This window comes from Hydrogenophaga sp. (genome assembly GCF_030373245.1).
In the GTDB taxonomy this organism is placed as follows: Bacteria; Pseudomonadota; Gammaproteobacteria; order Burkholderiales; family Burkholderiaceae_C; genus Hydrogenophaga.
This window is the reverse complement of sequence record NZ_JAUCZF010000008.1, coordinates 139,453-163,809: the sequence shown is the minus strand read 5'-3', so window position 1 is coordinate 163,809 and position 24,357 is coordinate 139,453. Positions and strand designations below refer to the sequence as shown.

36 protein-coding genes are annotated in these 24,357 nt (G+C 62.8%); 26 read left to right on the top strand and 10 right to left on the bottom strand.

Annotated elements, in window-relative coordinates:
• Window positions 1–66: 66 nt before the first annotated feature.
• From rpsJ to QUV25_RS17185, 12 genes are all read left to right on the top strand, one after another.
• Entirely contained in the window at window positions 67–381 is a 315-nt protein-coding gene (rpsJ, locus tag QUV25_RS17240) for a 30S ribosomal protein S10 (RefSeq protein WP_291010095.1), read from the top strand.
• A 230-nt stretch (window positions 382–611) separates the two neighbouring features.
• Window positions 612–1,298 carry a 50S ribosomal protein L3 gene (gene rplC / locus QUV25_RS17235; protein WP_300865743.1) on the top strand — a complete coding sequence of 229 codons (687 nt, stop codon included), beginning with the start codon at window positions 612–614 and terminating at the stop codon, window positions 1,296–1,298.
• Window positions 1,298–1,918, top strand: coding sequence for a 50S ribosomal protein L4 (gene rplD, locus QUV25_RS17230; protein ID WP_291010094.1), 621 nt, complete (start codon window positions 1,298–1,300; stop codon window positions 1,916–1,918). Before rplC ends, rplD begins: the two co-directional genes overlap by 1 nt.
• Window positions 1,915–2,226 (top strand): 50S ribosomal protein L23, encoded by a 312-nt coding sequence (rplW, locus tag QUV25_RS17225; RefSeq protein WP_291010093.1) that lies wholly within the window; start codon window positions 1,915–1,917, stop codon window positions 2,224–2,226. Before rplD ends, rplW begins: the two co-directional genes overlap by 4 nt.
• Window positions 2,227–2,228: 2 nt before the next feature.
• A complete protein-coding gene (gene rplB / locus QUV25_RS17220; protein ID WP_300865741.1) occupies window positions 2,229–3,053 on the top strand; it encodes a 50S ribosomal protein L2 in 825 nt (274 codons plus the stop codon).
• 12 nt (window positions 3,054–3,065) lie between these two features.
• The gene (gene rpsS / locus QUV25_RS17215; protein WP_291010091.1) at window positions 3,066–3,341 is read left to right on the top strand and encodes a 30S ribosomal protein S19; all 276 of its coding nucleotides are present in this window, start codon (window positions 3,066–3,068) and stop codon (window positions 3,339–3,341) included.
• Window positions 3,342–3,350: 9 nt separating this feature from the next.
• The gene (gene rplV, locus QUV25_RS17210) at window positions 3,351–3,686 is read left to right on the top strand and encodes a 50S ribosomal protein L22 (protein WP_291010090.1); all 336 of its coding nucleotides are present in this window, start codon (window positions 3,351–3,353) and stop codon (window positions 3,684–3,686) included.
• 14 nt (window positions 3,687–3,700) lie between these two features.
• Window positions 3,701–4,579 carry a 30S ribosomal protein S3 gene (gene rpsC, locus QUV25_RS17205; protein ID WP_291010089.1) on the top strand — a complete coding sequence of 293 codons (879 nt, stop codon included), beginning with the start codon at window positions 3,701–3,703 and terminating at the stop codon, window positions 4,577–4,579.
• 2 nt (window positions 4,580–4,581) lie between these two features.
• Window positions 4,582–4,998 carry a 50S ribosomal protein L16 gene (gene rplP, locus QUV25_RS17200; protein WP_300865739.1) on the top strand — a complete coding sequence of 139 codons (417 nt, stop codon included), beginning with the start codon at window positions 4,582–4,584 and terminating at the stop codon, window positions 4,996–4,998.
• A 16-nt stretch (window positions 4,999–5,014) separates the two neighbouring features.
• The gene (gene rpmC / locus QUV25_RS17195) at window positions 5,015–5,221 is read left to right on the top strand and encodes a 50S ribosomal protein L29 (protein WP_159589033.1); all 207 of its coding nucleotides are present in this window, start codon (window positions 5,015–5,017) and stop codon (window positions 5,219–5,221) included.
• An 11-nt stretch (window positions 5,222–5,232) separates the two neighbouring features.
• Window positions 5,233–5,502 (top strand): 30S ribosomal protein S17, encoded by a 270-nt coding sequence (gene rpsQ / locus QUV25_RS17190; RefSeq protein ID WP_066272358.1) that lies wholly within the window; start codon window positions 5,233–5,235, stop codon window positions 5,500–5,502.
• A gap of 158 nt (window positions 5,503–5,660) precedes the next feature.
• Window positions 5,661–6,173 (top strand): peroxiredoxin, encoded by a 513-nt coding sequence (locus tag QUV25_RS17185; protein ID WP_300865735.1) that lies wholly within the window; start codon window positions 5,661–5,663, stop codon window positions 6,171–6,173.
• 89 nt (window positions 6,174–6,262) lie between these two features.
• Here the strand turns inward: QUV25_RS17185 and QUV25_RS17180 are convergent, their stop codons facing one another.
• Window positions 6,263–6,757 (bottom strand): GNAT family N-acetyltransferase, encoded by a 495-nt coding sequence (locus tag QUV25_RS17180; RefSeq protein WP_300865734.1) that lies wholly within the window; start codon window positions 6,755–6,757, stop codon window positions 6,263–6,265.
• A gap of 12 nt (window positions 6,758–6,769) precedes the next feature.
• Entirely contained in the window at window positions 6,770–7,444 is a 675-nt protein-coding gene (locus tag QUV25_RS17175; RefSeq protein ID WP_300865733.1) for a cytochrome b/b6 domain-containing protein, read from the bottom strand.
• Between the two features lie 163 nt (window positions 7,445–7,607).
• Here QUV25_RS17175 and QUV25_RS17170 point away from each other — a divergent pair, with 163 nt between their 5' ends.
• On the top strand, window positions 7,608–8,060 hold the full coding sequence (locus QUV25_RS17170; protein WP_300865731.1) for a cytochrome c: 453 nt from the start codon (window positions 7,608–7,610) through the stop codon (window positions 8,058–8,060).
• A gap of 103 nt (window positions 8,061–8,163) precedes the next feature.
• Here the strand turns inward: QUV25_RS17170 and QUV25_RS17165 are convergent, their stop codons facing one another.
• Window positions 8,164–8,691: a TlpA disulfide reductase family protein gene (locus QUV25_RS17165; RefSeq protein ID WP_300865729.1), complete on the bottom strand. Its 528-nt coding sequence runs from the start codon at window positions 8,689–8,691 to the stop codon at window positions 8,164–8,166.
• An 80-nt stretch (window positions 8,692–8,771) separates the two neighbouring features.
• Between QUV25_RS17165 and QUV25_RS17160 the strand changes: the two genes are divergently transcribed.
• Entirely contained in the window at window positions 8,772–9,476 is a 705-nt protein-coding gene (locus tag QUV25_RS17160) for a DUF4197 domain-containing protein (protein WP_300865728.1), read from the top strand.
• Window positions 9,477–9,515: 39 nt separating this feature from the next.
• Here the strand turns inward: QUV25_RS17160 and QUV25_RS17155 are convergent, their stop codons facing one another.
• Together QUV25_RS17155 and QUV25_RS17150 are read right to left on the bottom strand one after the other, a co-directional pair.
• Window positions 9,516–9,935 (bottom strand): hypothetical protein, encoded by a 420-nt coding sequence (locus QUV25_RS17155; RefSeq protein WP_300865727.1) that lies wholly within the window; start codon window positions 9,933–9,935, stop codon window positions 9,516–9,518.
• A 16-nt stretch (window positions 9,936–9,951) separates the two neighbouring features.
• Entirely contained in the window at window positions 9,952–11,217 is a 1,266-nt protein-coding gene (locus QUV25_RS17150) for a CaiB/BaiF CoA-transferase family protein (RefSeq protein WP_300865726.1), read from the bottom strand.
• 70 nt (window positions 11,218–11,287) lie between these two features.
• Between QUV25_RS17150 and QUV25_RS17145 the strand changes: the two genes are divergently transcribed.
• From QUV25_RS17145 to ptsP, 5 genes are all read left to right on the top strand, one after another.
• Window positions 11,288–11,833, top strand: coding sequence for a hypothetical protein (locus QUV25_RS17145; RefSeq protein ID WP_300865725.1), 546 nt, complete (start codon window positions 11,288–11,290; stop codon window positions 11,831–11,833).
• Window positions 11,830–13,089, top strand: coding sequence for an MFS transporter (locus QUV25_RS17140; RefSeq protein ID WP_300865723.1), 1,260 nt, complete (start codon window positions 11,830–11,832; stop codon window positions 13,087–13,089). Before QUV25_RS17145 ends, QUV25_RS17140 begins: the two co-directional genes overlap by 4 nt.
• Before the next feature lie 9 nt (window positions 13,090–13,098).
• Complete coding sequence (locus QUV25_RS17135) at window positions 13,099–13,545, top strand: PTS fructose transporter subunit IIA (RefSeq protein ID WP_300865721.1); 447 nt, start codon at window positions 13,099–13,101, stop codon at window positions 13,543–13,545.
• Window positions 13,514–13,783 (top strand): HPr family phosphocarrier protein, encoded by a 270-nt coding sequence (locus QUV25_RS17130; protein ID WP_300865720.1) that lies wholly within the window; start codon window positions 13,514–13,516, stop codon window positions 13,781–13,783. The genes QUV25_RS17135 and QUV25_RS17130 overlap by 32 nt, the downstream gene beginning before the upstream one ends.
• Before the next feature lie 118 nt (window positions 13,784–13,901).
• Entirely contained in the window at window positions 13,902–15,674 is a 1,773-nt protein-coding gene (ptsP, locus tag QUV25_RS17125) for a phosphoenolpyruvate--protein phosphotransferase (protein WP_300865718.1), read from the top strand.
• A 98-nt stretch (window positions 15,675–15,772) separates the two neighbouring features.
• Here the strand turns inward: ptsP and QUV25_RS17120 are convergent, their stop codons facing one another.
• The gene (locus tag QUV25_RS17120) at window positions 15,773–16,615 is read right to left on the bottom strand and encodes a DMT family transporter (protein WP_300865716.1); all 843 of its coding nucleotides are present in this window, start codon (window positions 16,613–16,615) and stop codon (window positions 15,773–15,775) included.
• A 71-nt stretch (window positions 16,616–16,686) separates the two neighbouring features.
• Between QUV25_RS17120 and QUV25_RS17115 the strand changes: the two genes are divergently transcribed.
• Window positions 16,687–17,043 (top strand): carboxymuconolactone decarboxylase family protein, encoded by a 357-nt coding sequence (locus QUV25_RS17115; protein WP_300865715.1) that lies wholly within the window; start codon window positions 16,687–16,689, stop codon window positions 17,041–17,043.
• Between the two features lie 71 nt (window positions 17,044–17,114).
• Window positions 17,115–17,606: a DUF4124 domain-containing protein gene (locus tag QUV25_RS17110; RefSeq protein WP_300865713.1), complete on the top strand. Its 492-nt coding sequence runs from the start codon at window positions 17,115–17,117 to the stop codon at window positions 17,604–17,606.
• Between the two features lie 663 nt (window positions 17,607–18,269).
• On the opposite strand, the gene lipA is transcribed toward QUV25_RS17110, so the two are convergent.
• From lipA to QUV25_RS17090, 4 genes are all read right to left on the bottom strand, one after another.
• Window positions 18,270–19,295, bottom strand: coding sequence for a lipoyl synthase (gene lipA / locus QUV25_RS17105; protein ID WP_300865712.1), 1,026 nt, complete (start codon window positions 19,293–19,295; stop codon window positions 18,270–18,272).
• A 28-nt stretch (window positions 19,296–19,323) separates the two neighbouring features.
• Window positions 19,324–20,019, bottom strand: coding sequence for a lipoyl(octanoyl) transferase LipB (gene lipB / locus QUV25_RS17100; RefSeq protein ID WP_300865711.1), 696 nt, complete (start codon window positions 20,017–20,019; stop codon window positions 19,324–19,326).
• Between the two features lie 88 nt (window positions 20,020–20,107).
• Window positions 20,108–20,392 (bottom strand): DUF493 family protein, encoded by a 285-nt coding sequence (locus tag QUV25_RS17095; protein ID WP_300865709.1) that lies wholly within the window; start codon window positions 20,390–20,392, stop codon window positions 20,108–20,110.
• 8 nt (window positions 20,393–20,400) lie between these two features.
• Window positions 20,401–21,300, bottom strand: a complete 900-nt coding sequence (locus tag QUV25_RS17090; RefSeq protein ID WP_300865707.1) for a D-amino acid aminotransferase — start codon at window positions 21,298–21,300, stop codon at window positions 20,401–20,403.
• Between the two features lie 139 nt (window positions 21,301–21,439).
• Here QUV25_RS17090 and QUV25_RS17085 point away from each other — a divergent pair, with 139 nt between their 5' ends.
• From QUV25_RS17085 to QUV25_RS17065, 5 genes are all read left to right on the top strand, one after another.
• Window positions 21,440–21,946, top strand: a complete 507-nt coding sequence (locus tag QUV25_RS17085) for an ATP synthase subunit I (protein ID WP_300865764.1) — start codon at window positions 21,440–21,442, stop codon at window positions 21,944–21,946.
• Between the two features lie 15 nt (window positions 21,947–21,961).
• Window positions 21,962–22,831, top strand: coding sequence for a F0F1 ATP synthase subunit A (atpB, locus tag QUV25_RS17080; RefSeq protein ID WP_300865705.1), 870 nt, complete (start codon window positions 21,962–21,964; stop codon window positions 22,829–22,831).
• 84 nt (window positions 22,832–22,915) lie between these two features.
• Complete coding sequence (gene atpE, locus QUV25_RS17075; protein ID WP_291010066.1) at window positions 22,916–23,161, top strand: F0F1 ATP synthase subunit C; 246 nt, start codon at window positions 22,916–22,918, stop codon at window positions 23,159–23,161.
• Between the two features lie 133 nt (window positions 23,162–23,294).
• Window positions 23,295–23,765 (top strand): F0F1 ATP synthase subunit B, encoded by a 471-nt coding sequence (locus QUV25_RS17070; protein ID WP_300865703.1) that lies wholly within the window; start codon window positions 23,295–23,297, stop codon window positions 23,763–23,765.
• A gap of 46 nt (window positions 23,766–23,811) precedes the next feature.
• The gene (locus QUV25_RS17065) at window positions 23,812–24,342 is read left to right on the top strand and encodes a F0F1 ATP synthase subunit delta (RefSeq protein WP_300865702.1); all 531 of its coding nucleotides are present in this window, start codon (window positions 23,812–23,814) and stop codon (window positions 24,340–24,342) included.
• Window positions 24,343–24,357: the final 15 nt, after the last annotated feature.

Here is a 24,357-nt window from a genome sequence, read left to right as displayed (position 1 = left end):
CCGCGAAGGCGGTCGCACCGTCGGCGCCGGCGTCGTGGCCAAGATCATTGCGTAAGGAGAAACCCCATGTCTTCCAAGCAAAAGATCCGCATCCGCCTCAAGGCGTTTGACTACAAACTGATCGACACCTCGGCTGCCGAAATTGTCGAGACCGCCAAGCGCACTGGCGCCATCGTCAAGGGCCCGGTGCCCCTGCCGACGCGCATGAAGCGTTTCGACATCCTGCGTTCGCCGCACGTCAACAAGACCAGCCGCGACCAGCTCGAAATCCGCACGCACCAGCGTCTGATGGACATCGTGGACCCGACCGACAAGACGGTTGACGCCCTGATGAAGCTCGACCTGCCTGCAGGCGTGGACGTGGAAATCAAGCTTCAGTAAATTGCTGTGGCCCAGGTGCCTCGCCTGAACGGGCGAGGTGCTTGCAGAAAGTTCGCTCGCTGGTTATACTGGCGGGCTTTCCTGGTCTCGATCAGGAGATTCGGCATTGCCGATGCGGCCTGCGAAAGCGGTGTCCGTACCCCTAAACGCGGCGCACATGCCTGGGCTTGTCCAGGGAGAAGCGCTGCACCATCAGCCCCGGCCAATTGAAGTCGGGAACGGAGAAAACAATGAGTCTTAGCAACTCCCTCGGGTTGTTGGGTCGCAAGGTTGGCATGATGCGCCTGTTCACCGAAGATGGGGACGCTGTCCCTGTCACGGTCGTCGACGTGTCCAACAACCGCGTGACGCAAGTCAAAACTCAAGCCAACGATGGCTATGACGCGCTTCAGGTTACCTTCGGTGCCCGTCGCGCTTCCCGCGTCACCAAGCCCCAAGCGGGCCACCTGGCCAAGGCCGGTGTTGAAGCGGGTGAGATCATCCAGGAATTTCGCGTCGCTTCTGACGTTGCTGCCCAGTACCAGCCCGGTGCGATGGTGGCTGCCACTGCGGTGTTCGCAGCTGGTCAGAAGGTGGACGTTCAAGGTACCTCGATCGGTAAAGGCTTCGCCGGTACCATCAAGCGCCACAACTTCAAGTCTCAGCGCGCCTCGCACGGCAACAGCCGTTCGCACAACGTGCCGGGCTCGATCTCCATGGCCCAGGATCCGGGTCGCGTGTTTCCGGGCAAGAAAATGACCGGCCACATGGGTGATCAGACCAAGACCATCCAGAACCTCGACGTCTTCCGCATCGACGAAGCCCGTCAGCTGCTGATGATCCGCGGTGCGGTGCCGGGCGCCAACGGCGGTTTCCTGACCGTGCGTCCCGCCGTCAAGGCCAAGGCTGCCGATGCAGCCACTCAGGGAGCAAACTGATGCAAGTTGAACTCCTGAACGACCAAGGTCAGGCAGCGTCCAACGTTGACGTGCCGGAGACCGTGTTTGGTCGCGACTACAACGAAGCGCTGATCCACCAGCTGGTGGTGGCCTACCAGGCCAATGCGCGCCAGGGTACGCGTGCTCAAAAAGACCGTCAGATGGTCAAGCACTCGACCAAGAAGCCGTTCAAGCAAAAAGGCACGGGCCGCGCCCGCGCCGGTATGACGTCTTCCCCAATCTGGCGCGGAGGCGGTCGCGCCTTCCCCAACAGCCCGGACGAAAACTTCACCCAGAAGATCAACAAGAAGATGTACCGTGCCGGCATGGCGTCGATCTTCTCGCAGCTGGTGCGTGAAGGCCGCTTGGCCGTGGTCGATTCGATCAAAGTCGACTCGCCCAAGACCAAGCAGTTGGCCGACAAGTTCAAGGCCATGAACCTGCAGTCGGTGCTGGTGATCGCCGAGGAAGTGGACGAGAACCTGTACCTGGCTTCGCGCAACCTGCCCAACGTGCTGGTGGTCGAGCCGCGTTACGCCGATCCGCTGTCGCTGGTGCACTACAAGAAGGTGATCGTCACCAAGGCGGCCATCGACCAGTTGAAGGAGATGTTCGCATGAGCGTCACAAAATACGACGAAGGTCGCCTGATGCAGGTCCTCGTGGCACCGATCGTGTCCGAGAAGGCCACCCAGGCTGCCGAGCAAAGCAACGCGGTGCTGTTCAAGGTGCTGCGCGATGCGTCCAAGCCCGAGATCAAGGCTGCAGTGGAGCTGATGTTCAAGGTCCAGGTCAAAGGCGTTTCCGTGCTCAACCAGAAGGGCAAGGCTAAGCGCTTTGGCAAGACCATGGGTCGCCGCGACCACGTGCGCAAAGCGTACGTGACGCTGATGCCCGGTCAGGAACTGAACTTTGGCGGGGAGGCGTAATCATGGCAGTCATCAAGATGAAACCCACTTCACCAGGCCGTCGCGGCATGGTGAAAGTCACGCGCGATCACCTGCACAAAGGTGAAGGGTATGCGCCGCTGCTGGAGCCGCAATTCCAGAAAGCCGGCCGCAACAACAACGGCCACATCACCACCCGCCACAAGGGCGGTGGTCACAAGCACCACTACCGCGTGGTCGACTTCCGTCGCACCAAGGACAACATCCCGGCCAAGGTTGAGCGCATCGAGTACGACCCGAACCGCACCGCGCACATCGCGCTGCTTTGCTACGCCGATGGCGAGCGCCGCTACATCATCGCACCGCGCAATGTGGAAGTGGGCGCCACGCTGTTGTCGGGTTCGGAGTCCCCGATCCGCATCGGCAACACCCTGCCGATCCGCAACATCCCGGTTGGCTCGACCATCCACTGCATCGAGTTGCAGGTCGGCAAAGGCGCGCAAATCGCCCGCTCCGCTGGCGCCTCCGCTGTGTTGCTGGCACGTGAAGGCATCTATGCCCAAGTGCGCATGCGCTCGGGCGAAGTGCGCAAGGTCCACGTCGACTGCCGTGCCACCATTGGTGAAGTGTCCAACCAGGAACACAGCCTGCGCCAGCTCGGCAAGGCCGGTGTGAAGCGTCACATGGGCATTCGCCCGACCGTTCGCGGTACCGCGATGAACCCGATCGATCACCCGCACGGTGGTGGTGAAGGCAAGACCGGCGAAGGCCGCGCTCCGGTGGATCCGTGGGGCAACCTGACCAAGGGCTATCGGACCCGCAACAACCGCCGCACGCAGTCGATGATCGTCTCGCGTCGCAAGAAGTAAAGGGTTGACAACATGACTCGTTCCCTCAAAAAAGGCCCTTTCATTGACCATCACCTGATGGCCAAGGTGGAGAAGGCGCAGGCCAACAAGGACAAGAAGCCGGTCAAGACTTGGTCGCGCCGCTCCATGATCCTGCCCGAATTCATCGGACTGACGATCGCCGTGCACAACGGCAAGCAGCACGTGCCTGTCTACATCACCGACCAGATGGTGGGACACAAGCTCGGCGAGTTTTCGCTGACGCGCACGTTCAAAGGCCACCCGGCCGACAAAAAAGCGAAGAAGTAAGGACCCACCATGAGTACAGAAACCCGTGCGGTCGTCCGTGGCGTGCGCCTGTCGGTCGACAAGGGCCGCCTCGTGGCCGACCTGATTCGCGGCAAGAAGGTCGACCAGGCGCTCAACATCCTGGCGTTCACCCAGAAGAAAGCTGCCGGCATAGTCAAGAAGTGCCTGGAGTCGGCCATTGCCAACGCTGAGCACAACGATGGCGCCGACATCGACGAGCTGAAGGTCAAGACCATCTACGTCGAACAAGGCACCACGCTGAAGCGATTCGCCGCCCGCGCCAAAGGCCGCGGTAACCGCATCAGCAAACCCACTTGTCACATCTATGTGACGGTTGGCAACTGAAGAAGGCTAGGACTATGGGACAAAAAATCAACCCTACCGGGTTCCGCCTTGCCATTTCGCGCAATTGGGCCAGCCGCTGGTACGCCAGCAATCGCGATTTCGCCGGCATGCTCGCCGAAGACATCAAGGTGCGTGAGTACCTCAAAGGCAAGCTGAAGAACGCTGCCGTGTCGCGCGTCGTGATCGAGCGCCCCGCCAAGAACGCTCGCATCACCATCTACTCGGCACGTCCGGGCGTGGTGATCGGCAAGAAGGGCGAGGACATCGAGCGCCTCAAGCGCGAGCTGGCCACCAAGCTTGGCGTGCCGGTCGCGGTCAACATCGAAGAAGTGCGCAAGCCCGAAATTGATGCCAAGCTGATCGCGGACAGCATCACGCAGCAGCTTGAAAAGCGCATCATGTTCCGCCGCGCGATGAAGCGCGCGATGCAGAACGCCATGCGCTTGGGTGCACAGGGCATCAAGATCATGTCGTCGGGTCGCCTGAACGGTATCGAGATCGCCCGTTGTGAGTGGTACCGCGAAGGTCGCGTGCCGCTTCACACCCTGCGCGCCGACATCGACTACGGCACGTCCGAAGCCAAGACCACCTACGGCGTAATCGGCGTCAAGGTCTGGGTCTACAAAGGCGACACGCTGGGCCGCAACGATGCGCCCGTCGCCGAGACGCCGCGTCCAGAAGAAGAGCGCCGCCCCCGCGGTCCGCGCCGTGAGCGTCCCGCTGGCCCGCCTGCGCGCGCCGCTGTGCGACGCCCTGGCGCCAATGCCGCACCGGCCGATGGCAGCGACAAGCCTGCCGAAGCCACTGCTGCAGCGACCGAACCCAAACCCGCCGTTAAGCGCGTTCGCAAAGACGCACCCGCAGGGGCACCTGCGGACGGCAAAGGAGAATAAACATGCTGCAACCTGCACGCCGCAAGTACCGCAAGGAGCAAAAAGGCCGCAACACGGGAGTCGCCACCAGTGGCGCCACCGTGGCCTTTGGCGACTTCGGTCTCAAGTCCACCGATCGCGGTCGTCTGACCGCGCGCCAGATCGAGGCCGCACGCCGTGCGATCTCCCGTCACGTCAAGCGCGGCGGCCGCATCTGGATCCGCGTGTTCCCCGACAAGCCGATCTCCAACAAGCCTGCCGAGGTCCGCATGGGCAACGGCAAAGGCTCGGTCGAGTACTACGTGGCTGAAATTCAGCCCGGCAAAGTGCTGTACGAAATCGTAGGCGTGCCTGAACAGCTCGCTCGCGAGGCGTTCACCCTGGCCGCCGCCAAACTTCCCCTGCGCACCACGTTCGTGACGCGCATGCTGGGTCAGTGATTCAGGAGAACACAAGATGAAAACTGCTGAATTGCGCCAGAAGGATGTGGCTGGTCTCGAAGCCGAAGTGAAGTCGCTGCAAAAGGCCCACTTTGGCCTGCGCATGCAAAAAGCCACGCAACAACTCAACAACAACGCCACGCTGGGTGACACCCGTCGCGCCATTGCCCGCGCCAAGACCATCTTGGCCGAGAAGCAGCGCGCTGCGGCTGCGGCCAAATAAGGAGCGACCCCATGACGGAAGCCAAAACATCCCTCAAGCGCACCCTGGTCGGCAAGGTCGTCAGCGACAAGCGCGCCAAGACCGTGACCGTGTTGGTCGAGCGCCGTGTCAAGCACGAGCTCTACGACAAGATCGTGGCCAAGTCCAGCAAGTACCACGCCCATGACGAAAAGGGCGAGTACAAGACGGGCGACGTGATCGAGATCACCGAAAGCCGACCGCTCTCCAAGACCAAGAACTGGGTCGCCACGCGCCTGGTGCAAAAGGCTGCGCTGGTCTGATGCCATCAAAGGCCGCACTGGCCTGAGTTCTATGAGCGCGTTATTCTGCGCGACAACAAAAAGCGACCGACAATTCGGTCGCTTTTTGTTTTTTCTTCCCCGGTGATGCCGGGGCCCATCCAAGGCCTGCGGGCCAACTCACGCGAGGAGCAAGAACCATGATCCAGATCGGCGACAAAATTCCGGCAACCACCCTGATGGAGTACAGCGAAGTCGAGGGCAACGGTTGCAGCATCGGCCCCAACCCGGTCGATACGCAAAAAGCCAGTGCCGGCAAGACGGTCGCCATTTTTGCCCTGCCCGGTGCGTTCACCCCGACCTGCTCGGCCAAGCATGTCCCCGGTTTTGTGGAGCACGCCGAAGCCTTCAAGGCGGCCGGTGTGGACGAGATTTGGTGCCTGAGCGTGAACGACGCGTTTGTGATGGGTGCCTGGGCGCGTGACCAGAAAACCGGGAGCAAGGTGCGCATGCTGGCCGACGGCAGCGCCGATTTTGCCCAGGCCACCGGTCTGACTCTGGACCTCACCGCCCGCGGCATGGGCCTGCGCAGCAACCGCTATTCGATGCTGGTTCAGGACGGCGTGGTCAAGACGCTGAACATCGAAGGTCCCGGCAAGTTCGAAGTCAGCGACGCCGCCACGCTGCTGGCACAGGCTCAGAAAGCCGCCTGAAGCTCCACGGCCATTTGGCCAAAGCTCAAGCCGCTGCGCATGGGCACAGCGGCTTTTTCACTTCTGCTGCGGTCGCGATGGACCTGGGTTCAGAGATCGGCCTTGAGGTAGTGGGCCCCGGGAATCGGGTTGAGATAATAAGGTGCCACCTCGGTGAAGCCCAGCTCCTGGTACAAAGTGCGCGCCGTCTCCATGTCGCTCAGGGTATCCAGCAACATGGTGGAGTACCCCGCCAGCCGCGCGCCACCCATGAGGTGCTCGACCATCATGCGCCCCAGTCCCATGCCCCGATAAGGAGGCCTAACAAACAGCCGCTTCATCTCGCAGGCGTTGAGGTGGTCGCTGTGCGGCAGGGCCCGAAAAGCACCGCAACCAGCCGGTGCACCATCCACCAGCGCCAGCAGGAGATCTCCCTCTGGCTCGGCGTAGTCCCCAGGCAATCGAGTCAGTTCGTCAGCAAAGCCCTGAAAGCAAAGATCGACCGTCAGGCTGGCTTGATAGTCCAGGAACAGGCTTCGCACCTGAGCCAGCGCGTCGGGATTGCGCGCGGGCAGCAGCTGGATCCGGGGCGGGGCGGTGCGCAACGACACAAGTGCCTAATAGCCTGCAAAGGCGCCCAGGTTCACCACCCAGCGAACAATCCCGGCGCAAATACCCAACACGACCAGCGCCAGCAGCCGCGAACCTGCACTGTCCCGAGCGTCCGGAGCCGCCACGCCCAGCTGCTTGTCGCCCACCACCATGGGCCGCACGAGGCTCTGCTTTTGAACCAGCTTGTAAAACAGAATCGCCAGCAGGTGCAGCACCACCAGCCCCATCACGATGAACTTGCCGATGTTCTTGTGGTACCCGGTGGCGGACGCAATGGTGTCGCCCGATACGAAGCGCACCAGCGGGCCACTGAATGCAATTTCGTCGTCGCTGACCAGGCCGGTGCCCACCTGCAGCAGCAGCACTGCCAGCAACGCAAACACCGACAGAGCGCCCAGCGGGCTGTGGCCCACGCTGTGGCTGATGTCGCCCTGGCCCCGCAGATAGCGCAGCAGCGACCCGGGCGAGTAGAGAAAGCTGCTGAAGCGCGACCAGCGACCTCCGACCAAGCCCCAGACCAGGCGAAACAGCAGCAACGTGAGCACGGCGTAGCCCAGGCGAAGGTGCCAGTTCATCCAGTTGCCACCGATGTTGCCAGTGACGACCAGCCCAACGATGCAGGCAGCGAGCGCCCAATGGAACAAGCGGGTGGGCAGATCCCAGACGCGGACAGTGTGCATGGCTCAGTGCGGCAGGCGGCGGATAGAACAAAATGTATCAGTCTTTCGCGTGGCGTGGCCAGCGGAACTCACCCAGTAGGAATACACTCCCGCGGAAGTGACTGAGAGGTCACTGGAAGCGCGCCGAGCCTGCCCCAACCCGTTAATCTTCTGAGGAGTCCCTATGAAGCTGATCGCATCGCTTGCTTTTGCCACCGCCTTTACCGCCGTGTCCATCCCCGCTTTGGCCCAGTTTCAGAAGCCGGAAGATGCGGTCAAGTACCGCAAAGCCGCGTTTTCCGTGATGGGCACGCACTTTGGCCGAATCGGGGCCATGGCCAACGGCCGCGTGCCGTTTGACGCCAAGATGGTGGCGGAGAATGCTGCCATCGTGGAAACCATGAGCAAACTGCCCTGGGCCGGCTTTGGCGAAGGCACCGACAAGGGCGAGACGCGCGCCAAGCCCGAGATCTGGACCGAGCAGGCCAAGTTCAAGGACGGCGCCGACAAGATGCAGGCCGAGGTCGTGAAGCTTTCCGCTGCTGCCAAGACCGGCAACCTCGACAACGTCAAGGCCGCCTTTGGCGCTGTGGGGCAGACTTGCAAGGCCTGCCACGACGCTTACCGCAAAGAGTGAGGGATTGCCGCCCGCGCGGTGGCCCGAGAACCAATCGAAAGGGCTGGCTGGTGCGAACCTCTAGCCCTGATCCCTTTGGCCCCCCGGTAGCCGAGGTCCCGGGTCAGGCTTGGGCGAGCAGTTCTTCGATCAGCTTGTGCAGCGCCGACATGTCGGGCTCACCCACATAGCGTTTGACGATGCGGCCCTGTTTGTCCACCAGGTAGGTGGTCGGCGTGAGCTTCACGTCGCCCCATGCTTTGGCGATTTCGCCCGTGTTGTCCAGCGCCACCTTGAACGGCAACTGGCGCGTTTGCGCAAAATTCAGTACCCAGGCTGGTGGGTCGTACTCCATGGCGACCGCCAGGGTCTCGAACCCCTGAGGCTGGTACTTCTTGTACGTCGCTACAAGGGCCGGCATCTCTTTCACGCAGGACACGCAGGTCGTTGCCCAGAAATTGACCAATGTGACCTTGCCTTTCAGGTCGGCGGTCGTGGCCTTGCTGCCATCGATGAGCACAAAGGTGGACTCCGGTGCGGCTTCCCGGGCGCCACACCCGGTCAGTGTGAGCGAGAGTGCGACACCCAGTGCTGCCAGCGTGGAAAAGAGCACGCGCCGGGGGGGCGAAGTGCGGAGAACGGAGGGTGTCATTGTGATTTCTCGGGGTCGGCTCTACAGTGGGCGATGCGGGGGCAAATCTGTCCGACCCATCGAATGCCCAGGAGTTCACCATGCAACGACGCCAGTTTAATCAATCCCTCACCAGCGCAGCGGCCTTGTTCGTGCTCGCCGCCCATCAGCAGGCGTTGGCCCTGTCGCTTTCAGATCTGACCGACCAAGATGCCAGCCGTGGCCTGAAAACGGCGCTGGAAAAAGGCGCGCTGGCGGCGGTGGCGCTGCTGGGCAAGCCAGATGGGTTTCTCGGCAATCCCAAGGTACGCATCCCCCTGCCTGGCTTTCTGGAGGATGCATCCAAGCTGCTGAAGATGACGGGCCAAGGCAAACGCATTGACGAACTGGTCACCAGCATGAACCGCGCGGCTGAAACCGCGGTACCGATGGGCAAGGACTTGCTGGTGGGCGCCGTCAAAAGCATGACGGTGACCGACGCCAAGAACATCCTCAAGGGCGGCGACAACTCGGTGACGCAGTTTTTTGCGGAGAAGACGCGCGCGCCGTTAGGCGAGAAATTCTTGCCGGTGGTGACCAAGGCCACGGAAAAAGTGGGTCTGGCTGACAAATACAACCGCGTCGCTGGAAAGGTAGCCAACTTGGGTCTGGTCAAAAAGGAAGACGCCAACATCCAGCAGTACGTGACTGGAAAGTCGCTCGATGGGCTCTACACCATCATCGGTGAAGAAGAGCGCAAGATTCGGCAAGATCCGGTAGGAACCGGCAGTGCCATCCTCAAGAAGGTGTTTGGCGCGATGAAGTAAGCAAGCGCTTATTCTCGAAGCCTTGTAAATCCGAACGATTTACTTCAGCTTGCTGCGCGCTTCTCCGAGTCGCGCGTCCAGGTACTCGCCGTAAAAATCCGGTACTGCCATGCCCACCAGGCGCTCGGCCAATTCCTGACCCTGGGGGCCAAAGAACAGCACCGTAGGCGCAAAGCGCGCCTTCCAGGCCGTCACCTGCGCCGCTGGCGTGGTGTTTTCGCCGGTAAAGCTCTGGAGGTTGGAGCGGCGGTCGCGAATGTCGAGTTCGACCGCGTGCACCAGGCCATCGCGCCGCATCGGCAGCAAATGGTGGTTGCGCACCAGATCGCAATAGGGGCAGCCGACCAGCGTGGTCATGACCACCAGCGGCTCGCCGCGCGCCGCAGCAGCCTGCGCCGCGCCACGCAAAGACGCTGGGGTAGGCAGGTGGCCGGGGGCGGATTCGGTGGCGGTGGCCATGTTGGTATTCGTATGTTCAGACAATACTGCGGCGCTTCAAATCAGACAAGCGCTCAGCCGGCATGGCCAGCCAGTCGTTCAGCACGGCCGCCGTGTGTTCGCCCAGCAGCGGTGGCGGCAAGTCGTTGCGCACCGGGGTGGCGCTGAGCTTGAGGGGGCTGGCGACCAGATCGACCGCATCGGCCAGCGGGTGTTGCCAGCGCTGCACCATGCCGCGCTGCTGCACGTGAGGGTCGGCAAATACCTCGGCCAGGTTGTTGATCGGCCCGCCCGGTACCTTGGCCGCCTCCAGTGCGGCCAGCCAGTCGGCCTTGCTGCGGGTCTTGAAAATGGCTTCAAGCATTGGCACCAGCGTGGCCCTGTGGCGCACCCGGTTCTGGTTGCGTGCGAAACGCTCATCGGCCGCGATCTCGGGGCGGCCTGCCACCTCGCAGAACTTGGCGAACTGGCTGTCGTTGCCCACCGCGAGGATGATGTGCTGCGGGTGGCCGCTGGCATCGGGCGCGACCTCGAACACCTGATAAGGCACGATATTCACATGGGCGTTGCCAGCGCGCCCGGGTACCTTGCCTTCTTCGCGGCCGCGCACCAGGTAGTTGGCGCCGAGGTTGGCCAGCATCGCCACCTGGGTGTCCAGAAGCGCCATGTCGATGTGCTGGCCTTCGCCGGTGTGCTCGGCGTGACGCAGCGCGGCCTGAATCGCGACGGTGGCGTACAGGCCGGTGAACAGGTCAGCCACCGCCACACCCACCTTTTGCGGTCCGCCACCGGGCAGGTCATCGCGCTCGCCGGTCACGCTCATCAGGCCACCCATGCCCTGGATGGCGTAGTCGTAGCCTGCGCGGTCCTTGTAGGGCCCGGTCTGGCCGAAGCCGGTGATGGAGCAGTAGACCAGCTTGGGATTGAGGGCGTGCAGACTGGCGAAGTCCAGACCATAGCGGGCCATGTCGCCTACCTTGTAGTTCTCGACGAACACATGGGCTTTCAGGGCCAGCTCGCGGATCAGTGACTGACCCTCGGGCGTGGCGATGTCGCAGGTGATGGAGCGCTTGTTTCGATTGGCGCCCAGGTAGTAGGCGGCTTCGGCGGAGTCGATTCCGTCGCGCCCGCGCAGGAACGGTGGACCCCAGCCGCGGGTGTCGTCGCCACCGGGGTGGTGGGGGCTGGGCGGCCGCTCCACCTTCACCACGTCGGCGCCCAGATCGGCAAGGGTCTGGGTGCACCAGGGGCCGGCGAGCACGCGCGACAAGTCAAGTATGCGGATACCATCCAGAGCGTTCATATCGAGATTGTGCGCGACGCTTGGCTAGACGCCTGTCGCCCGATCATCTCGAATCCCTTTGGAGCTTTGTGTGCCGGTTTCTTTTCACCGTGCCGGCGCTGCCCTGTTGCTGTGTGCGCTGGGCTTGACCGCCTGCAGCCCCACCTTCAATTGGCGCGAAACGCGTGTTGAAGGCACGCCGCTTCAGGCCCTCATGCCCTGCAAGCCCGATGCGGCGCAGCGCAGCGTGCCGCTGCTTGGCACACCCACCGAACTGCACTTGCTCAGCTGTGAAGCCGGCGGGCTGCGTTTTGCGCTGGCCTGGGCCGAAGTTCCTGATGCCGACCAGTTGCGACCCGCCACATTGGCTTGGCGCAGCGCCAGCCTGATGGCGATCCGCGTGAGCTCGCCGCCTGATGACGAGGCCTCCACCGCGTGGCCGGTGAAGGTGGCGGGCGCGGCGCAGGTGCTGGGAGTGAGTGCTCAGGGGCAGGACCCGAGTGGAGCCGCGGTGCAGATCCGCGCCGCCTATTTCGCTCAAGGTCAGCAAGTGTTTCAGGCTGCGGTCTACGGCGAGCGCCTGCCCGCCGAAGCATTGGACACGTTTTTCGGCGGCCTGAGGCTGCCGACTCCATGAGCGCCGGTGGCAGGGTTGCGCCCAACCCCGACTGGCTGAGCCCTCGCACAGCGGTCTGGGTGTTTCTCGCGTTTGCGCTGGCGTACTTCCTGTCCGCCCTGGTGCGCGCGGTCACCGCCACCCTGGCACCCACGCTGAGCGCCGAGCTGACCCTCAGCGCCAGCGACCTGGGCCTGCTGGCGGGTGGCTATTTCCTGGGTTTCGCAACCACCCAGCTGCCGCTGGGCAACTGGCTGGACCGCTATGGTCCGCGGCGCGTGATTGTGGGCTTTCTGACGCTGGCGGTGCTGGGCTGTGCCGCGTTTGCGCTGGCCACCAGTTTTTCCGGCCTGCTGGCCGCCCGCGTGCTCACCGGCATGGGCGTGAGTGCCTGCCTGATGGCGCCGCTCACCGGTTTTCGCCGCTGGCTCTCGCCGGCCACGCTGCTCAGAGTGAACTCGTGGATGCTGATGACCGGCTCGCTGGGCATGGTGGCCGCGACCCTGCCGGTGCAGTGGCTGCTGCCGCTGACCGGATGGCGTGGCCTGTTCTGGTTGCTGGCGCTCCTGCTGATCCTCTCCATGGCGGTGCTCTGGCAGCTGGTGCCAGGCTGGCCAAGCGAGAGCGCTTCAGGTGCCGCGGCGCCCGCCATTGGCTACGGCCAGATCGTGCGTCACCCGTTCTTTCGCCAGATGGCGCCGATCGGTTTCATCAACTACGGCGGCATGGTGGCGGTGCAGACGCTGTGGGCTGGCCCCTGGATGGTGCGGGTGGCGGGCTACAGCGCGGAACAATCGGCGTTTGGCCTGTTCGCGATCAATCTTTGCATGCTCACCGCCTTCTGGTTGTGGGGGCTGGTGAACCCGCATCTGGTGCACCGTGGCCTGATGCCCGAGCGACTGATCGCCTGGGGGCTGCCGGTCAGCCTGCTGGTCTTGCTGGCGATCGTGCTGCTCGGCCCGCTCGCAGGCTGGGGCATGTGGGCGCTGTTCTGTGTCAGCAGCACCTTTGTGTCGCTGTCGCAACCGGCGGTGGCGCAGGCACTGCCGCCGCAGGCGGCCGGTCGCGCGCTCTCGGCCTACAACTTGGTGATTTTTGCCGGCGTGTTCTGTGTGCAGTGGGCGATCGGGCTCGCAGTGGATGGCTTTGGGCTGCTGGGCTGGGATACGGAAGCGAGCTTTCGTGGCTCGGTGGGGCTGTTTGGTCTGTGCTGTTTGTGGGCGTACGGCACTTTCTTGCAGCGCTACCGTCAGCCTTCACACAGGGCGCAGGACTAAACTCCAGGCATGAATGGCATCTTCATCATCGCCCACGCCCCTCTGGCCTCGGCCTTGCGCCAGTGCGTGCTGCATGTGTTCCCGGACAGTGCGGCGGCGGTGACGGCGCTGGATGTGCAGCCCAACATGCCGCCGGAAGAAACGCTGGCCCAGGCCAGTGCCATCCTGCGCCAGGCTGCTTTGCCCAACACACTGGTGCTCACCGATGTGTTTGGCGCCACGCCGTGCAACGTGGCGCAAAAGCTGATGAACGACGGCAATGCCAAGCTCATCACCGGCGTCAACCTGCCCATGTTGTTGCGCACGGTGTCTTACCGCCACGAGTCGCTTGACGCCCTGGTATCGCGCGCCATGATCGGCGGCACCCAGGGTGTGATCCAGGTGGCGATCACCGCACCTCAGAACCAGGCCAAACGAGCCCTCCATGATCAAGACCACCGTGACCATCAGCAATAAGCTGGGTCTTCATGCGCGCGCTTCGGCCAAGCTCACCAAGATCGCGGGCAATCACAGCTGCGAGGTCTGGATGTCGCGCGGCGAGCGCCGCATCAATGCCAAGAGCATCATGGGCGTGATGATGCTGGCCGCTGGCATCGGCAGCGAGGTCGAGATCGAGACCAGTGGCGCCGACGAACAGCAGGCGATGGATGCCATCGTGGCGCTGATCCACGACAAGTTTGGGGAAGGCGAATGATGCTGCCCAGGCACTGCCTCGCGCTGGAAGGCCGTTTCGCCGCCGGGCCGCGTCAAGGCGAAACGCCCCTCCTGGGCATGAACGACCCGTGCCAGCGGCGGTGTGCGGTGGTTTGCGCATGACGTTCACGGTACACGGCCTCGCTGTCTCTCGTGGCATTGCCATCGGGCGGGCAGTGATCGTGGCGTCCAGCCGCATCGACGTGGCGCACTACTTTGTGAAGCCGGAACAGGTCGAAGGCGAGATCACGCGGCTGCGCGATGCGCGCAAGGCGGTGGTGGAGGAGGTGCACAAGGTACAGAAGAACCTGCACGAGCTCGATCCCGCCGATGCCCACCCCGAACTCAGCGCGCTGCTCGACGTGCACCTCATGCTGCTGCAAGACGAGCAGCTGCGCAGCGGTGTCAAGACCTGGATCGTGGACCGGCATTACAACGCCGAGTGGGCGCTCACGACGCAGCTGGAAGTCATCGCGCGGCAGTTCGATGAGATGGAAGACCCTTACCTGCGCGAGCGCAAGGCCGATCTGGAGCAGGTGGTCGAGCGCATGCTGCGGGTGATGCGCGGCGCGGGCTCACCAGTGGCTGCGCCGCCATCGGGTCCGGCCAAAAAGCAGGACAAAGCGCTGCTCGACCCCACAGTGGATGTGCCTCTGGTCTTGATCGCACACGACCTCTCGCCGGCCGACATGCTGCAGTTCAAGCAAAGCGTGTTCGCTGGGTTCGTCACCGATGTCGGTGGCAAGACCAGCCACACCGCCATCGTGGCGCGCAGCATGGACATTCCCGCCGTGGTCGGTGCGCGCACGGCCAGCCATCTCATCATCCAGGATGACTGGGTCATCATCGACGGCGATCAGGGTGTGGTGGTGATCGACCCCTCGCCGGTGTTGCTGGCCGAATACGGAGCCAAGCAGCGTCTGGGCGAACTGGAGCGGGAGCGACTGTCGCGGCTGAAGAACACGCCAGCCGTGACACTCGACGGCCAGCGCATCGAGTTGCTGGCCAACATCGAGCAGCCTCAGGACACGGCCGCTGCGCTCAACGCGGGCGCTGTCGGCGTGGGCCTGTTTCGCACCGAGTTCCTGTTCATGGGTCGCAGCGGCAAGTTGCCCGACGAAGAGGAGCAGTTCCAAGCCTACCGGCGCGCCGTTGAGGGCATGCAAGGCCTGCCGGTGACGATCCGCACGGTGGATGTCGGCGCTGACAAACCGCTGGACCGCACAGCGGCGCGCGCGGGCGAAGACCACCTCAACCCGGCGCTGGGTCTGCGCGCCATCCGCTGGAGTCTTTCAGAACCCGCCATGTTTCTGGCGCAGCTGCGCGCCATCTTGCGTGCCGCGGCCTTCGGCCCGATCCACCTGCTGATCCCCATGCTGGCGCACGCCAGTGAAATTCGCCAGACCCTGGCATTGATCGACCGGGCACGTGAGCAGCTGACCGCCAGCGCCACCGAGTACGGTCCGGTGCGCCTGGGCGCCATGATCGAGATCCCGGCAGCCGCGCTCACCATCCCGATGTTTCTGCGGCATTTCGATTTTCTGTCCATCGGCACCAACGACCTGATTCAGTACACGCTGGCGATTGATCGCGCCGACGAGGCCGTGGCCCACCTGTACAACCCGGTGCACCCTGCGGTGCTGCACCTGTTGGCCAGCACCATCGCGCAATGCCGTGCGCAAGGCAAAGGTGTGAGCGTGTGCGGGGAAATGGCAGGCGACGTCGCCATGACGCGCTTGCTGATTGGTCTGGGCCTGCGCAGTTTCTCCATGCACCCAGCGCAGATCCTGGCGGTCAAGCAGCAGATCCTGCGCTGCGACACCAGCAAGCTCGGCGCCTGGGCACAAAGCGTGTTGTCTGCCGAAGACCCGGCTGCCTTGATGTCGGATTGAACTGCTGGTCCTTCGCGCCCTGGACAGGCAGGGTGTGAGCCGGGGACTTCCGCCCCTGAGGAGGCTGTTGCGATTTGCGGCGGCCCGACGCCGGATCTTCAGGCAGCGCGTGTGGCGATGACCGCTGCGCCCACGATCATGGCGGCGGCCAGTCCCACCGAGAGGCTAGGGACTTCGCCGCGCATTGCCAGCAGCACCAGCGTGGACAGCAGGGGTGTGAGAAAACTTAGCACGCCGATCTGGCGTGCGTCGCCGCGCTTGAGCGCCGCATCCCACAGGAAAAAGGAGCCGCCCAGCGGCCCAATGCCCAGCAGCACGATCAGCGCCAGGTCTTTTGCGGTCAGCGCCATCGAGGGCTCCAGCCAGGCATGGCACAGCAGGGCCAGCACGCCGGAGACCAGCGCAAACGTGCCGATGGCAGCAGTCGGGAACGCACGCATGCGTTTGGTAAGGAGCGAATAGCTGGCCCAGATGAAGGCCGACATCAAGGCCGGGATGTAGCCCCAGGCCCACAGCGAGGCGCCAGGCTCTATCGGGCGGCCACCCAGGATGGCCAGCGCCGCGCCGGCAAAACCCAGCAGCCCCGCCAGCACGTGGCGCGCGGTCAATGAAACGCCGGGCAGGAACAGCGGCGCCATCAACACGATGCCCAGCGGCCAGAGGTAGTTCACCAGGTTGGCCTGAACCGGCGGCGCGTTCTGGAGCGCCATGAAGAGCAGAAAGTGAAAGCCGAACAGGCCGTACACCCCCACCGCCAAGGTCGACAGCGGTACGCGCCACTGACGGAAGTCAAAGCGCGACAGCGGCAAGGCGATCAGACTGCCTATCAGCAGCGCCAAACCGGTCAACAGCAGGGGCGGCACATGCGTCAGTGCCACACCCAGCGCCGCGAGCGAGGCCCAAAGCATGATCGCGCCCAAGGCGAGCAAGTTGGCGCTCATGAAGGCATGGCCCCGTGTGTGGTGCGTGCAGTGGGCGTGTTTCGATTTTTTTTCATGCAGGACAGGATGCGATGGCAACGTTTGATCACAGTGGTTTGATGCAGGACATCAACGAGAGTCTGGCCCCGTTTCGAAAATCTCAGCCCGAGGCCATGGCCGGCTTTGGTGCGCTGGCGAAAGCGGCGATCACCGATGGCGTGCTCAGCGCCAAGCAGAAAGAGCTGATTGCGCTGGCCATCGGTGTCACCCAGCGTTGCTCAGGCTGCATCGGCTTTCACATCAAGGCCCTGCACCGCCTGCAGTGCACCCGGGCCGAGCTGGAGGAAATGCTGGCGGTATGCGTCTACATGGGCGGCGGGCCGGCTCTGATGTACGCTGCCGAGGCGATCACGGCTTGGGAGAAGCTGCACCCCGTGGCGCAGGCATGAATGTACGCGCAACGCGTGGCCGCATGTCCCGCTTGGCGACCCGCAGACGCCGATTCACTTAGGAGGCGTGCATGTTCGCGGTTCATCGAATGTGTCTTGCGACGCTGCTGCTCTGCACCCAGGCGGGGTTGCAGGCTGGCGATATCTACCGCTGGGTAGATGACAAGGGCCGCACCTTTTGGTCGGATTCGGTGCCTGAGAAGTACCGCGACAGTGCCACCCGCGTCGATACCCGCCAGTATGAGCTGACCCCGGATCAGCAACGCGAAGCCGCAGAGCGCTCGGCACGCGAGCGGGCGCACACACCCGCATTGCCTGAGCCGCCAGCGGCGGCAGCGCCATCGGGCGCTGCGCCCCAATCGCCAGCTCCGCCGGTGGTCAAGCGCCCCGTGGAGCAGCTGACGGAGTCAACCGATTGCGCCACCTGGTGGCGCCTGTACCGCGAGAGTCAGGAATGCTTTGGGCCGTTTCATACCTTGGGCGGCGGGCTCAAGCCAGAGGCCTTTGATCACTGCAACGAGATTCCCAGCCCCGAACTCAAGTGCGGGCCCTACCGAGACTGAACGGCAGCGGGTGGCTCAGGGTTGAACGCTGACTGAGAGGAATCACATCCACAAGCGACAATCGAGGGGTTTCTAAGATTTTTGTTCATAATTGAGTGCGACAAAGTCTGAAAGCTAATGCGACGATCTTGTTGTCTTGGAGGTGTTCTGGATGCCGGTTCGCAGAATCCCGAAGAACCACTTGGTAGTGACGGGCGGCTACTCAAGTAGTAGGAATACCGAGATTGATGCGTTCGAGTCTTTGCTCGAGAAGGACTACCTACTCCTGCTCGACTTCGACGTATCCGTCCACTCGTTCGAAGTTCAGCCCGTTCGTATCCCTGTGCCGGGCGTGGCACGTGGGTATGTTCCTGATGTGTTGGTCCGTTACGGAGGGCTGCTTGTAGCTTTGACGCCTGTCTGGAAACGATACGTCGCCATACCAGTCGACCCTCCAGGTGTTGCCGTCTTTGGGGAAGAAGGTCAGGTTCGGAGAGTGGACGGATGTGAATCGCATCGCGAGAGGAGAAGCGCAAACAAACCGCCTAAGTTATCTTGTTCAGTCGGACTCTGAACTTCGATAGTGTCTCAACGACTTCGATGGTTTCTCAATCACTTCGAGTCATTGAAAGAAACGAGACACTGGCGAACTGAATTATCGCGTTCTATTTTAAATTTTCGCATTCAATACTGATCGCTCACACTGACGTTGAGCACGCCGTGTGCCTGCTGGTCGGCGTGGTAGCTGGAGCGCACCATGGCGCCCACGGCAGCGTGGGTGAAGCCCATGTTGTAGGCCTCGGCCTCAAACATCTTGAAGGTGTCGGGATGCACGTAGCGGCGCACTGGCAGGTGGTGGCCGCTGGGCGCCAGGTACTGGCCGATGGTCAGCATGTTGATGCCATGCGCGCGCATGTCGCGCATGACCTGAAGGATTTCCTCGTCGGTTTCGCCCAGACCGACCATCAGGCCGCTCTTGGTGGGCACGTTCGGGAACAGCGCCTTGAACTTCTTGAGCAGGTTCAGGCTGAAGAGATAGTCCGAACCTGGTCGCGCTTCCTTGTACAGGCGGGGCACGGTTTCCAGGTTGTGGTTCATCACATCGGGTGGCGCTGCCTTCAGGATCTCCAGCGCGCGGTCGTCGCGGCCGCGGAAGTCGGGCACCAGCACCTCGATCTGCGTGCCCGGTGACAGCTCTCGGACCTGGCGAATGCAATCGACAAAATGGCCGGCGCCGCCGTCGCGCAAATCATCGCGGTCGACGCTGGTGATCACCACGTACTTCAGCTTGAGCTGAGCGATGGTCTTGGCCAGATTGAGCGGTTCGTCGGTGTCCAGCGGGTCGGGCCGGCCGTGGCCGACGTCGCAGAACGGGCAGCGCCGTGTGCACTTGTCGCCCATGATCATGAAGGTGGCGGTGCCCTTGCCGAAGCACTCGCCGATGTTGGGGCAGCTTGCCTCTTCGCACACGGTGACCAGCTTGTTGGCGCGCAGCACGTCCTTGATTTCATAGAAGCGCGTGGTGGGCGAACCAGCTTTCACACGAATCCATTCCGGTTTTTTCAGCACCTCGGCTGGCGCGATCTTGATCGGGATGCGGGCGGTCTTGGCCTGGCTCTTCTGCTTGGCCGTGGCGTCGTAGGAGGCGGCCGGCTGGGCCTGACGAACGGTGTTGTCGGCCGGTGCTGTTGGGGTGTCGGAGCGGGACATGGCTTTGGCGCGGATGGCGCGGTTGGATTCAGGGGGCGAGGGTGGCCGCGAGCTGGTGACCCAGGGCCTGAGCCGCATCATCAAGGGGCACGGACACCCCGATTGTAGAAAGGTCCACCGTCTGCAAGCCGGCGTAGCCGCAGGGGTTGATGCGCTGGAAGGGTTGCAGGTCCATGGCCACGTTGAGCGATACACCGTGGTAGGTGCAGTGGCGGCTGACCTTGATGCCGAGCGCGGCGATCTTGCCCAGCCCAGCGAAGTCCGGGTCGGGCATCGGTTGCCCCACTTCGCGCTTCTGCGGCCGCTGCGGCAGCAGCGCGTGGCTGCCCGGATCGTCCAGCCGCACGTAAATGCCCGGTGCACCGGCGACCCGGTGGCCGGTGACGCCGAAGCCGGCCAGCGTACGGATCACCGCTTCTTCGATGCGGTAGACGTACTCCTTCACGTAGTAGCCCGCGCGCTGCAGATCGATCAGCGGATAGGCCACCACCTGGCCTGGCCCGTGGTACGTGACCTGACCACCCCGATTCGTCTGCACCACCGGAACCTCGCCTGGCGCCAGCAAATGGTCTTCCCGTCCTGCCAGACCCTGCGTGAACACGGGAGGATGCTCACAAATCCAGAGCTGATCTGTTGTGTCGACGCCGCGCTCGGCGGTGAAGGTCTGCATCGCCTGGTAGGTGGGCAGATAGTCGACCAATCCCAGGTCACGCACGGTCAGCATCCGGCTCCAGAGAAGCGCTTCTTGCGCAGCAGGAGGCAATGGGCTGAGCGATGCCTGCGGCGCAGGATGGATTCATCCCGGCGGGGAGTCACAACACCACCCGCACCATTGGGTGTGTCGTCAGCGTGCGGTACAGCTCGTCGAGCTGTTCTCGGCTGGTCACGTAAACCGACAGCGTGAGGCCCAGGTAATTGCCGGCCTTGCTTGGGCGTCGCTCGATGGTGTCCTCGTCAAAGTTCGCGTCGAACGAGCGCGCGATGTGCACCATGGCGCTCAGAAAACCGTCCACCTGCGCGCCCATCACCTTGATCGGGAAATGACAGGGGTACTCGATCAGCGAGCGCTCGGGTGGAATCTCCGGTGGCGTGATCACGGTGGACCTCAGATCGACTGTGTGGTTTTGGCTTGCTGGTAGCCGGCATAGAGGCTCGCGTACACCGGTCCCGGTTGGCCCGTGCCCACCGACACACCATCCAGCTGGGTGATGGGCAGAACTTCCTTGGTGGCGGAAGACAGCAGCAATTCGTCGGCGTCCAGCACCTCGGCGCGGGTGATGCGGCGCAGCTCAAAGGGAATGCCCCGTTCGCGGCAAATGTCTTCCAGCAGGCTGAAGCGGATGCCTTCGAGCACCAGGTGATCGTTGGGCGGACCCATGAGTTGACCGTTCTTCACCACCCAAACGTTGCTGGCCGCGCCCTCGCTCAGCATGCCGTCGCGAAACATCACCGTCTCCAGCGCGCCGGCGTCGGCGCTGATCTGGCGCGAGAACACCGCGCCCAGCAGGCTGGTGCTCTTGATGTGGGCTTTCTTCCAGCGGAAGTCGTCTGCGCTGACGCAGGTCACACCTTGCTCGCGTTGCGCAGGCGCAGGCAACTTCATGTCGCTGACCATGACGAACACGGTGGGCGTCAGCCCGCGGGGCATGACGTGGTCACGCACCGCCACGCCGCGCGTGATCTGGATGTAGACCAGCTGATTGACCGAGCCGCCGCCCTCGATCTGCGACTGGATCAGGCGCCGTGCGATCGCCAGCCACTCGGAACTGGCCAGCGGGTTGTCGATGCGCAGCTCGCCGAGCGAACGATGCAGTCGCGCCATGTGCTGTTCAAACCGGAAAATCTTGCCGTCGTACACCGGCAGCACCTCGTACACCCCGTCGCCAAAGATAAAGCCACGGTCCAGCACACTGACTTTGGCATCACGAACCGGGCCGTACTGGCCGTTGAGGTAGCAGGGGGTGCCTGGCAGGTGGGCCAGCGCTGTGTCCAGAGGAGTGTTCATGGCAGGATTATCCGACGGCGGGCCCAAAGACCTCTCCCGACGAGGGCTCCTTGACGGAGAGCTGGGGTTTCTACGTATAATCGTCGGCTGCACTGAAACCCAAGCATCTGTAAACCATTTGTAATTTCTCATGTCGACAATGCCTACGGTCGAGTCGACAGATCAGGCCTCAGGCAGTCGAGATGTTGAGGCGAACGAGCCCGATTTCAAGCCGCTGACGCCCGAAGAGGCAGCTCAGTGGCGAGCGCGTCAACCGGTTTTGTCGGTTTGGCGTCTGGTCGGCGTGCAGTTGCTGGTCGGGCTGTTGCTGGGTGGTTTGAGCTGGCTGCTGACGCAGCGTGCTCAAGTGGTCTGGTCCGTACTCTACGGATCGGCCGCGGTGGTGGTTCCGTCAGCGCTGATGGCGTACGGGCTCACGGCCAGTGCCTGGTCTCGGTTGATGTCAGGCGTGGCGCAAGCTGCTTTTGTGGGCCTCCTCTTTTGGGAGGGGGTGAAGGTTTTGCTGGCTGTGGCGATGCTGTGGCTGGCGCCTCAGGTGGTGCCCGGGCTGAGTTGGCTGGGGCTGTTGCTGGGGCTGGTGGTTACGCTCAAGGTGTACTGGGCTGGATTCTGGATCCAGTCTCGGCGCTCGGTTAAAAACGTTTGATTGGTGCGAACAAACATGTCTGCTGAAGGTCAAGGACCCACCCCAGGGGAGTACATCCGTCACCACCTGGTTCACATGACGAACAAGAAGCAGGAGTCCATCGTGGACTTCTCGGTCATCAACATCGATTCGGTGGTGGTGACGGTGCTGCTCGGCATGTTGATCAGCTTCGTGTTGTGGCGCGCAGCGCGCCAGGCGCATGCAGGCGTGCCAGGTCGCTTTCAGGCGGCGGTGGAACTGCTGGTCGAGATGGTGGATACCCAGGCCAAGGCACTGATCCACAACGCCAACAGCCGCAAGCTGGTGGCGCCCATGGCATTGACGGTGTTTATCTGGATTTTCATGATGAACTTCATGGATCTGATCCCGGTGGACCTGTTGCCCGCCACGTGGCACGTGGTCGGTCCCGCGCTCGGCTTCAAGGACTATTTGCGCGTGGTGCCCACTGCCGATCTGTCGACCACGCTGGGTCTGTCGGTGTCCGTGCTGCTGATGTGTCTGTACTACAACGTGAAAATCAAAGGCCTGGGCGGCTGGGCGCACGAACTCGTGAGCGCGCCTTTCGGCACCAGCAAGAACCCACTTTACGCCGTGCTGCTCGGGGTTATCAACTTCGCGATGCAGATGATCGAATTCGTGGCCAAGACGGTGTCCCACGGCATGCGGTTGTTCGGCAACATGTTTGCTGGTGAACTGGTGTTCATGCTGATTGCACTGCTCGGTGGTTTTGCTGCCCTTTCCTTGAGCGGTAGTCTGTTTTTTGTCGGCCACCTGATTGCCGGCACGGTGTGGGCCATTTTCCACATCCTCGTCATTACGCTCCAAGCGTTCATCTTCATGATGTTGGCCCTGATTTATCTGGGGCAGGCGCATGACGCTCACTGAGTGAGCTGGAGTTCCTCCAGTCCTGAGTTTTCGGTTCTCGTTCTCACTGTTTCTTTCTCAACTTTGACCAATTAAGGAGTCATCATGGAAAACGTTCTGGGTCTTGTCGCACTGGCTTGCGGTCTTATCGTGGGCCTCGGTGCCATCGGCGCCTCGATTGGCATTGCTTTGATGGGCGGCAAGTTCCTCGAAGCTTCGGCTCGTCAGCCTGAGCTGATGAACGATCTGCAGACCAAGATGTTCGTCTTGGCTGGCCTGATCGACGCCGCCTTCCTGATCGGCGTGGCGATCGCGCTGTTGTTCGCCTTCGCCAACCCCTTCACGCTGTAATCGGGTCTGCTGTCGTGCTGACCTGTCCGTTTGCTTGCTCGCCAGGGTCTCTCGACCTTGGTGAGACGGCGGGTGGGTCGCTCGTTCCAGCAGGTGCGTTCCCAGTCTTGTCAACACACAGAAAGGCGTTGCGATGAACATCAATGCAACCCTCTTCGCGCAGGCCATCGTCTTTGCGATCCTGGTGTGGTTCACGATGAAATTCGTGTGGCCACCCATCGCCAAGGCGCTTGACGAGCGTGCGCTGAAGATTTCCGAAGGTCTGGCATCCGCCGAGAAAGCCAAGACCGAGCTGGCCGTGGCCAACAAGCGCGTGGAAGAAGAGTTGAGCAAATCGCGCAACGAATCCGCCACCCGACTGGCCGATGCCGAGCGCCGTGCACAGACCGTGATCGAAGAGGCCAAGGCCCGCGCCACCGAAGAGGCAGCCAAGATCATGGCCAACGCTCGCCAGGAAGCGGAGCAACAGATCGTCAAGGCGCGTGAGTCACTGCGAGAAGAAGTGGCGGCGCTGGCGGTCAAGGGTGCCGAGCAAATCCTCAAGCGCGAAATCAATCCGGGTGTTCATGCCGAGTTGCTCGGTCGCTTGAAGACCGAGCTCTGATTCCACCTTGTTTTGATTGAACCCTCCAGGCATTCACAGGTAGACCATGGCCGAAATTGCAACCATCGCCCGACCGTACGCTGAAGCGCTCTACCAGGCCGCCCGCGCCGACGTGGCCGCGGCTTCGTCCTGGCTGGACGAGCTGGCCGCTGTGGCGTCCAACGAGCAGCTGCGTCAGTTCGCCGACAACCCGAAGTCCACGCCCGAGCAGGTGATGGGCGTGATGGCTGGCGTGCTGAAAAGCAAGTTGCCGCCCATGGCGGAGAACTTCCTGCGCACCGTGATCGACAACGGTCGCCTGGTGGCCCTGCCTGAGATTGCTCAGCAGTTCCGCGCGCTCAAGAACGCGCAGCTGGGCGCTTCGGATGCCATCGTGTACAGCGCGTTCGAGATGGACAGCGCCGCACTGGCAGGCCTCTCGGGTGTGCTGGAGAAACGGTTTGGCCGCAAGCTCAACCTGCAGGTCAAGCTGCAGCCCGAGCTCATCGGTGGAATCCGCGTGGTGGTGGGCGACGAGGTGCTCGACACCTCGGTCAAGGCCCGCCTGGATCAAATGAAAGTGGCCCTCACGGCCTGACAGCCGGTCTGCCAA

What these genes read in the sequence shown, in the direction of transcription:
- rpsJ (WP_291010095.1), top strand. Translation starts at nt 67, where the DNA reads ATGTCTTCCAAGCAAAAGATCCGCATCCGCCTCAAGGCGTTTGACTAC.
- rplC (WP_300865743.1), top strand. Translation starts at nt 612, where the DNA reads ATGAGTCTTAGCAACTCCCTCGGGTTGTTGGGTCGCAAGGTTGGCATG.
- rplD (WP_291010094.1), top strand. Translation starts at nt 1,298, where the DNA reads ATGCAAGTTGAACTCCTGAACGACCAAGGTCAGGCAGCGTCCAACGTT.
- rplW (WP_291010093.1), top strand. Translation starts at nt 1,915, where the DNA reads ATGAGCGTCACAAAATACGACGAAGGTCGCCTGATGCAGGTCCTCGTG.
- rplB (WP_300865741.1), top strand. Translation starts at nt 2,229, where the DNA reads ATGGCAGTCATCAAGATGAAACCCACTTCACCAGGCCGTCGCGGCATG.
- rpsS (WP_291010091.1), top strand. Translation starts at nt 3,066, where the DNA reads ATGACTCGTTCCCTCAAAAAAGGCCCTTTCATTGACCATCACCTGATG.
- rplV (WP_291010090.1), top strand. Translation starts at nt 3,351, where the DNA reads ATGAGTACAGAAACCCGTGCGGTCGTCCGTGGCGTGCGCCTGTCGGTC.
- rpsC (WP_291010089.1), top strand. Translation starts at nt 3,701, where the DNA reads ATGGGACAAAAAATCAACCCTACCGGGTTCCGCCTTGCCATTTCGCGC.
- rplP (WP_300865739.1), top strand. Translation starts at nt 4,582, where the DNA reads ATGCTGCAACCTGCACGCCGCAAGTACCGCAAGGAGCAAAAAGGCCGC.
- rpmC (WP_159589033.1), top strand. Translation starts at nt 5,015, where the DNA reads ATGAAAACTGCTGAATTGCGCCAGAAGGATGTGGCTGGTCTCGAAGCC.
- rpsQ (WP_066272358.1), top strand. Translation starts at nt 5,233, where the DNA reads ATGACGGAAGCCAAAACATCCCTCAAGCGCACCCTGGTCGGCAAGGTC.
- QUV25_RS17185 (WP_300865735.1), top strand. Translation starts at nt 5,661, where the DNA reads ATGATCCAGATCGGCGACAAAATTCCGGCAACCACCCTGATGGAGTAC.
- QUV25_RS17175 (WP_300865733.1), bottom strand. Translation starts at nt 7,444, where the DNA reads ATGCACACTGTCCGCGTCTGGGATCTGCCCACCCGCTTGTTCCATTGG.
- QUV25_RS17170 (WP_300865731.1), top strand. Translation starts at nt 7,608, where the DNA reads ATGAAGCTGATCGCATCGCTTGCTTTTGCCACCGCCTTTACCGCCGTG.
- QUV25_RS17165 (WP_300865729.1), bottom strand. Translation starts at nt 8,691, where the DNA reads ATGACACCCTCCGTTCTCCGCACTTCGCCCCCCCGGCGCGTGCTCTTT.
- QUV25_RS17160 (WP_300865728.1), top strand. Translation starts at nt 8,772, where the DNA reads ATGCAACGACGCCAGTTTAATCAATCCCTCACCAGCGCAGCGGCCTTG.
- QUV25_RS17155 (WP_300865727.1), bottom strand. Translation starts at nt 9,935, where the DNA reads ATGGCCACCGCCACCGAATCCGCCCCCGGCCACCTGCCTACCCCAGCG.
- QUV25_RS17150 (WP_300865726.1), bottom strand. Translation starts at nt 11,217, where the DNA reads ATGAACGCTCTGGATGGTATCCGCATACTTGACTTGTCGCGCGTGCTC.
- QUV25_RS17140 (WP_300865723.1), top strand. Translation starts at nt 11,830, where the DNA reads ATGAGCGCCGGTGGCAGGGTTGCGCCCAACCCCGACTGGCTGAGCCCT.
- QUV25_RS17135 (WP_300865721.1), top strand. Translation starts at nt 13,099, where the DNA reads ATGAATGGCATCTTCATCATCGCCCACGCCCCTCTGGCCTCGGCCTTG.
- QUV25_RS17130 (WP_300865720.1), top strand. Translation starts at nt 13,514, where the DNA reads ATGATCAAGACCACCGTGACCATCAGCAATAAGCTGGGTCTTCATGCG.
- ptsP (WP_300865718.1), top strand. Translation starts at nt 13,902, where the DNA reads ATGACGTTCACGGTACACGGCCTCGCTGTCTCTCGTGGCATTGCCATC.
- QUV25_RS17120 (WP_300865716.1), bottom strand. Translation starts at nt 16,615, where the DNA reads ATGAGCGCCAACTTGCTCGCCTTGGGCGCGATCATGCTTTGGGCCTCG.
- QUV25_RS17115 (WP_300865715.1), top strand. Translation starts at nt 16,687, where the DNA reads ATGGCAACGTTTGATCACAGTGGTTTGATGCAGGACATCAACGAGAGT.
- QUV25_RS17110 (WP_300865713.1), top strand. Translation starts at nt 17,115, where the DNA reads ATGTTCGCGGTTCATCGAATGTGTCTTGCGACGCTGCTGCTCTGCACC.
- lipA (WP_300865712.1), bottom strand. Translation starts at nt 19,295, where the DNA reads ATGTCCCGCTCCGACACCCCAACAGCACCGGCCGACAACACCGTTCGT.
- lipB (WP_300865711.1), bottom strand. Translation starts at nt 20,019, where the DNA reads ATGCTGACCGTGCGTGACCTGGGATTGGTCGACTATCTGCCCACCTAC.
- QUV25_RS17090 (WP_300865707.1), bottom strand. Translation starts at nt 21,300, where the DNA reads ATGAACACTCCTCTGGACACAGCGCTGGCCCACCTGCCAGGCACCCCC.
- QUV25_RS17085 (WP_300865764.1), top strand. Translation starts at nt 21,440, where the DNA reads ATGCCTACGGTCGAGTCGACAGATCAGGCCTCAGGCAGTCGAGATGTT.
- atpB (WP_300865705.1), top strand. Translation starts at nt 21,962, where the DNA reads ATGTCTGCTGAAGGTCAAGGACCCACCCCAGGGGAGTACATCCGTCAC.
- atpE (WP_291010066.1), top strand. Translation starts at nt 22,916, where the DNA reads ATGGAAAACGTTCTGGGTCTTGTCGCACTGGCTTGCGGTCTTATCGTG.
- QUV25_RS17070 (WP_300865703.1), top strand. Translation starts at nt 23,295, where the DNA reads ATGAACATCAATGCAACCCTCTTCGCGCAGGCCATCGTCTTTGCGATC.
- QUV25_RS17065 (WP_300865702.1), top strand. Translation starts at nt 23,812, where the DNA reads ATGGCCGAAATTGCAACCATCGCCCGACCGTACGCTGAAGCGCTCTAC.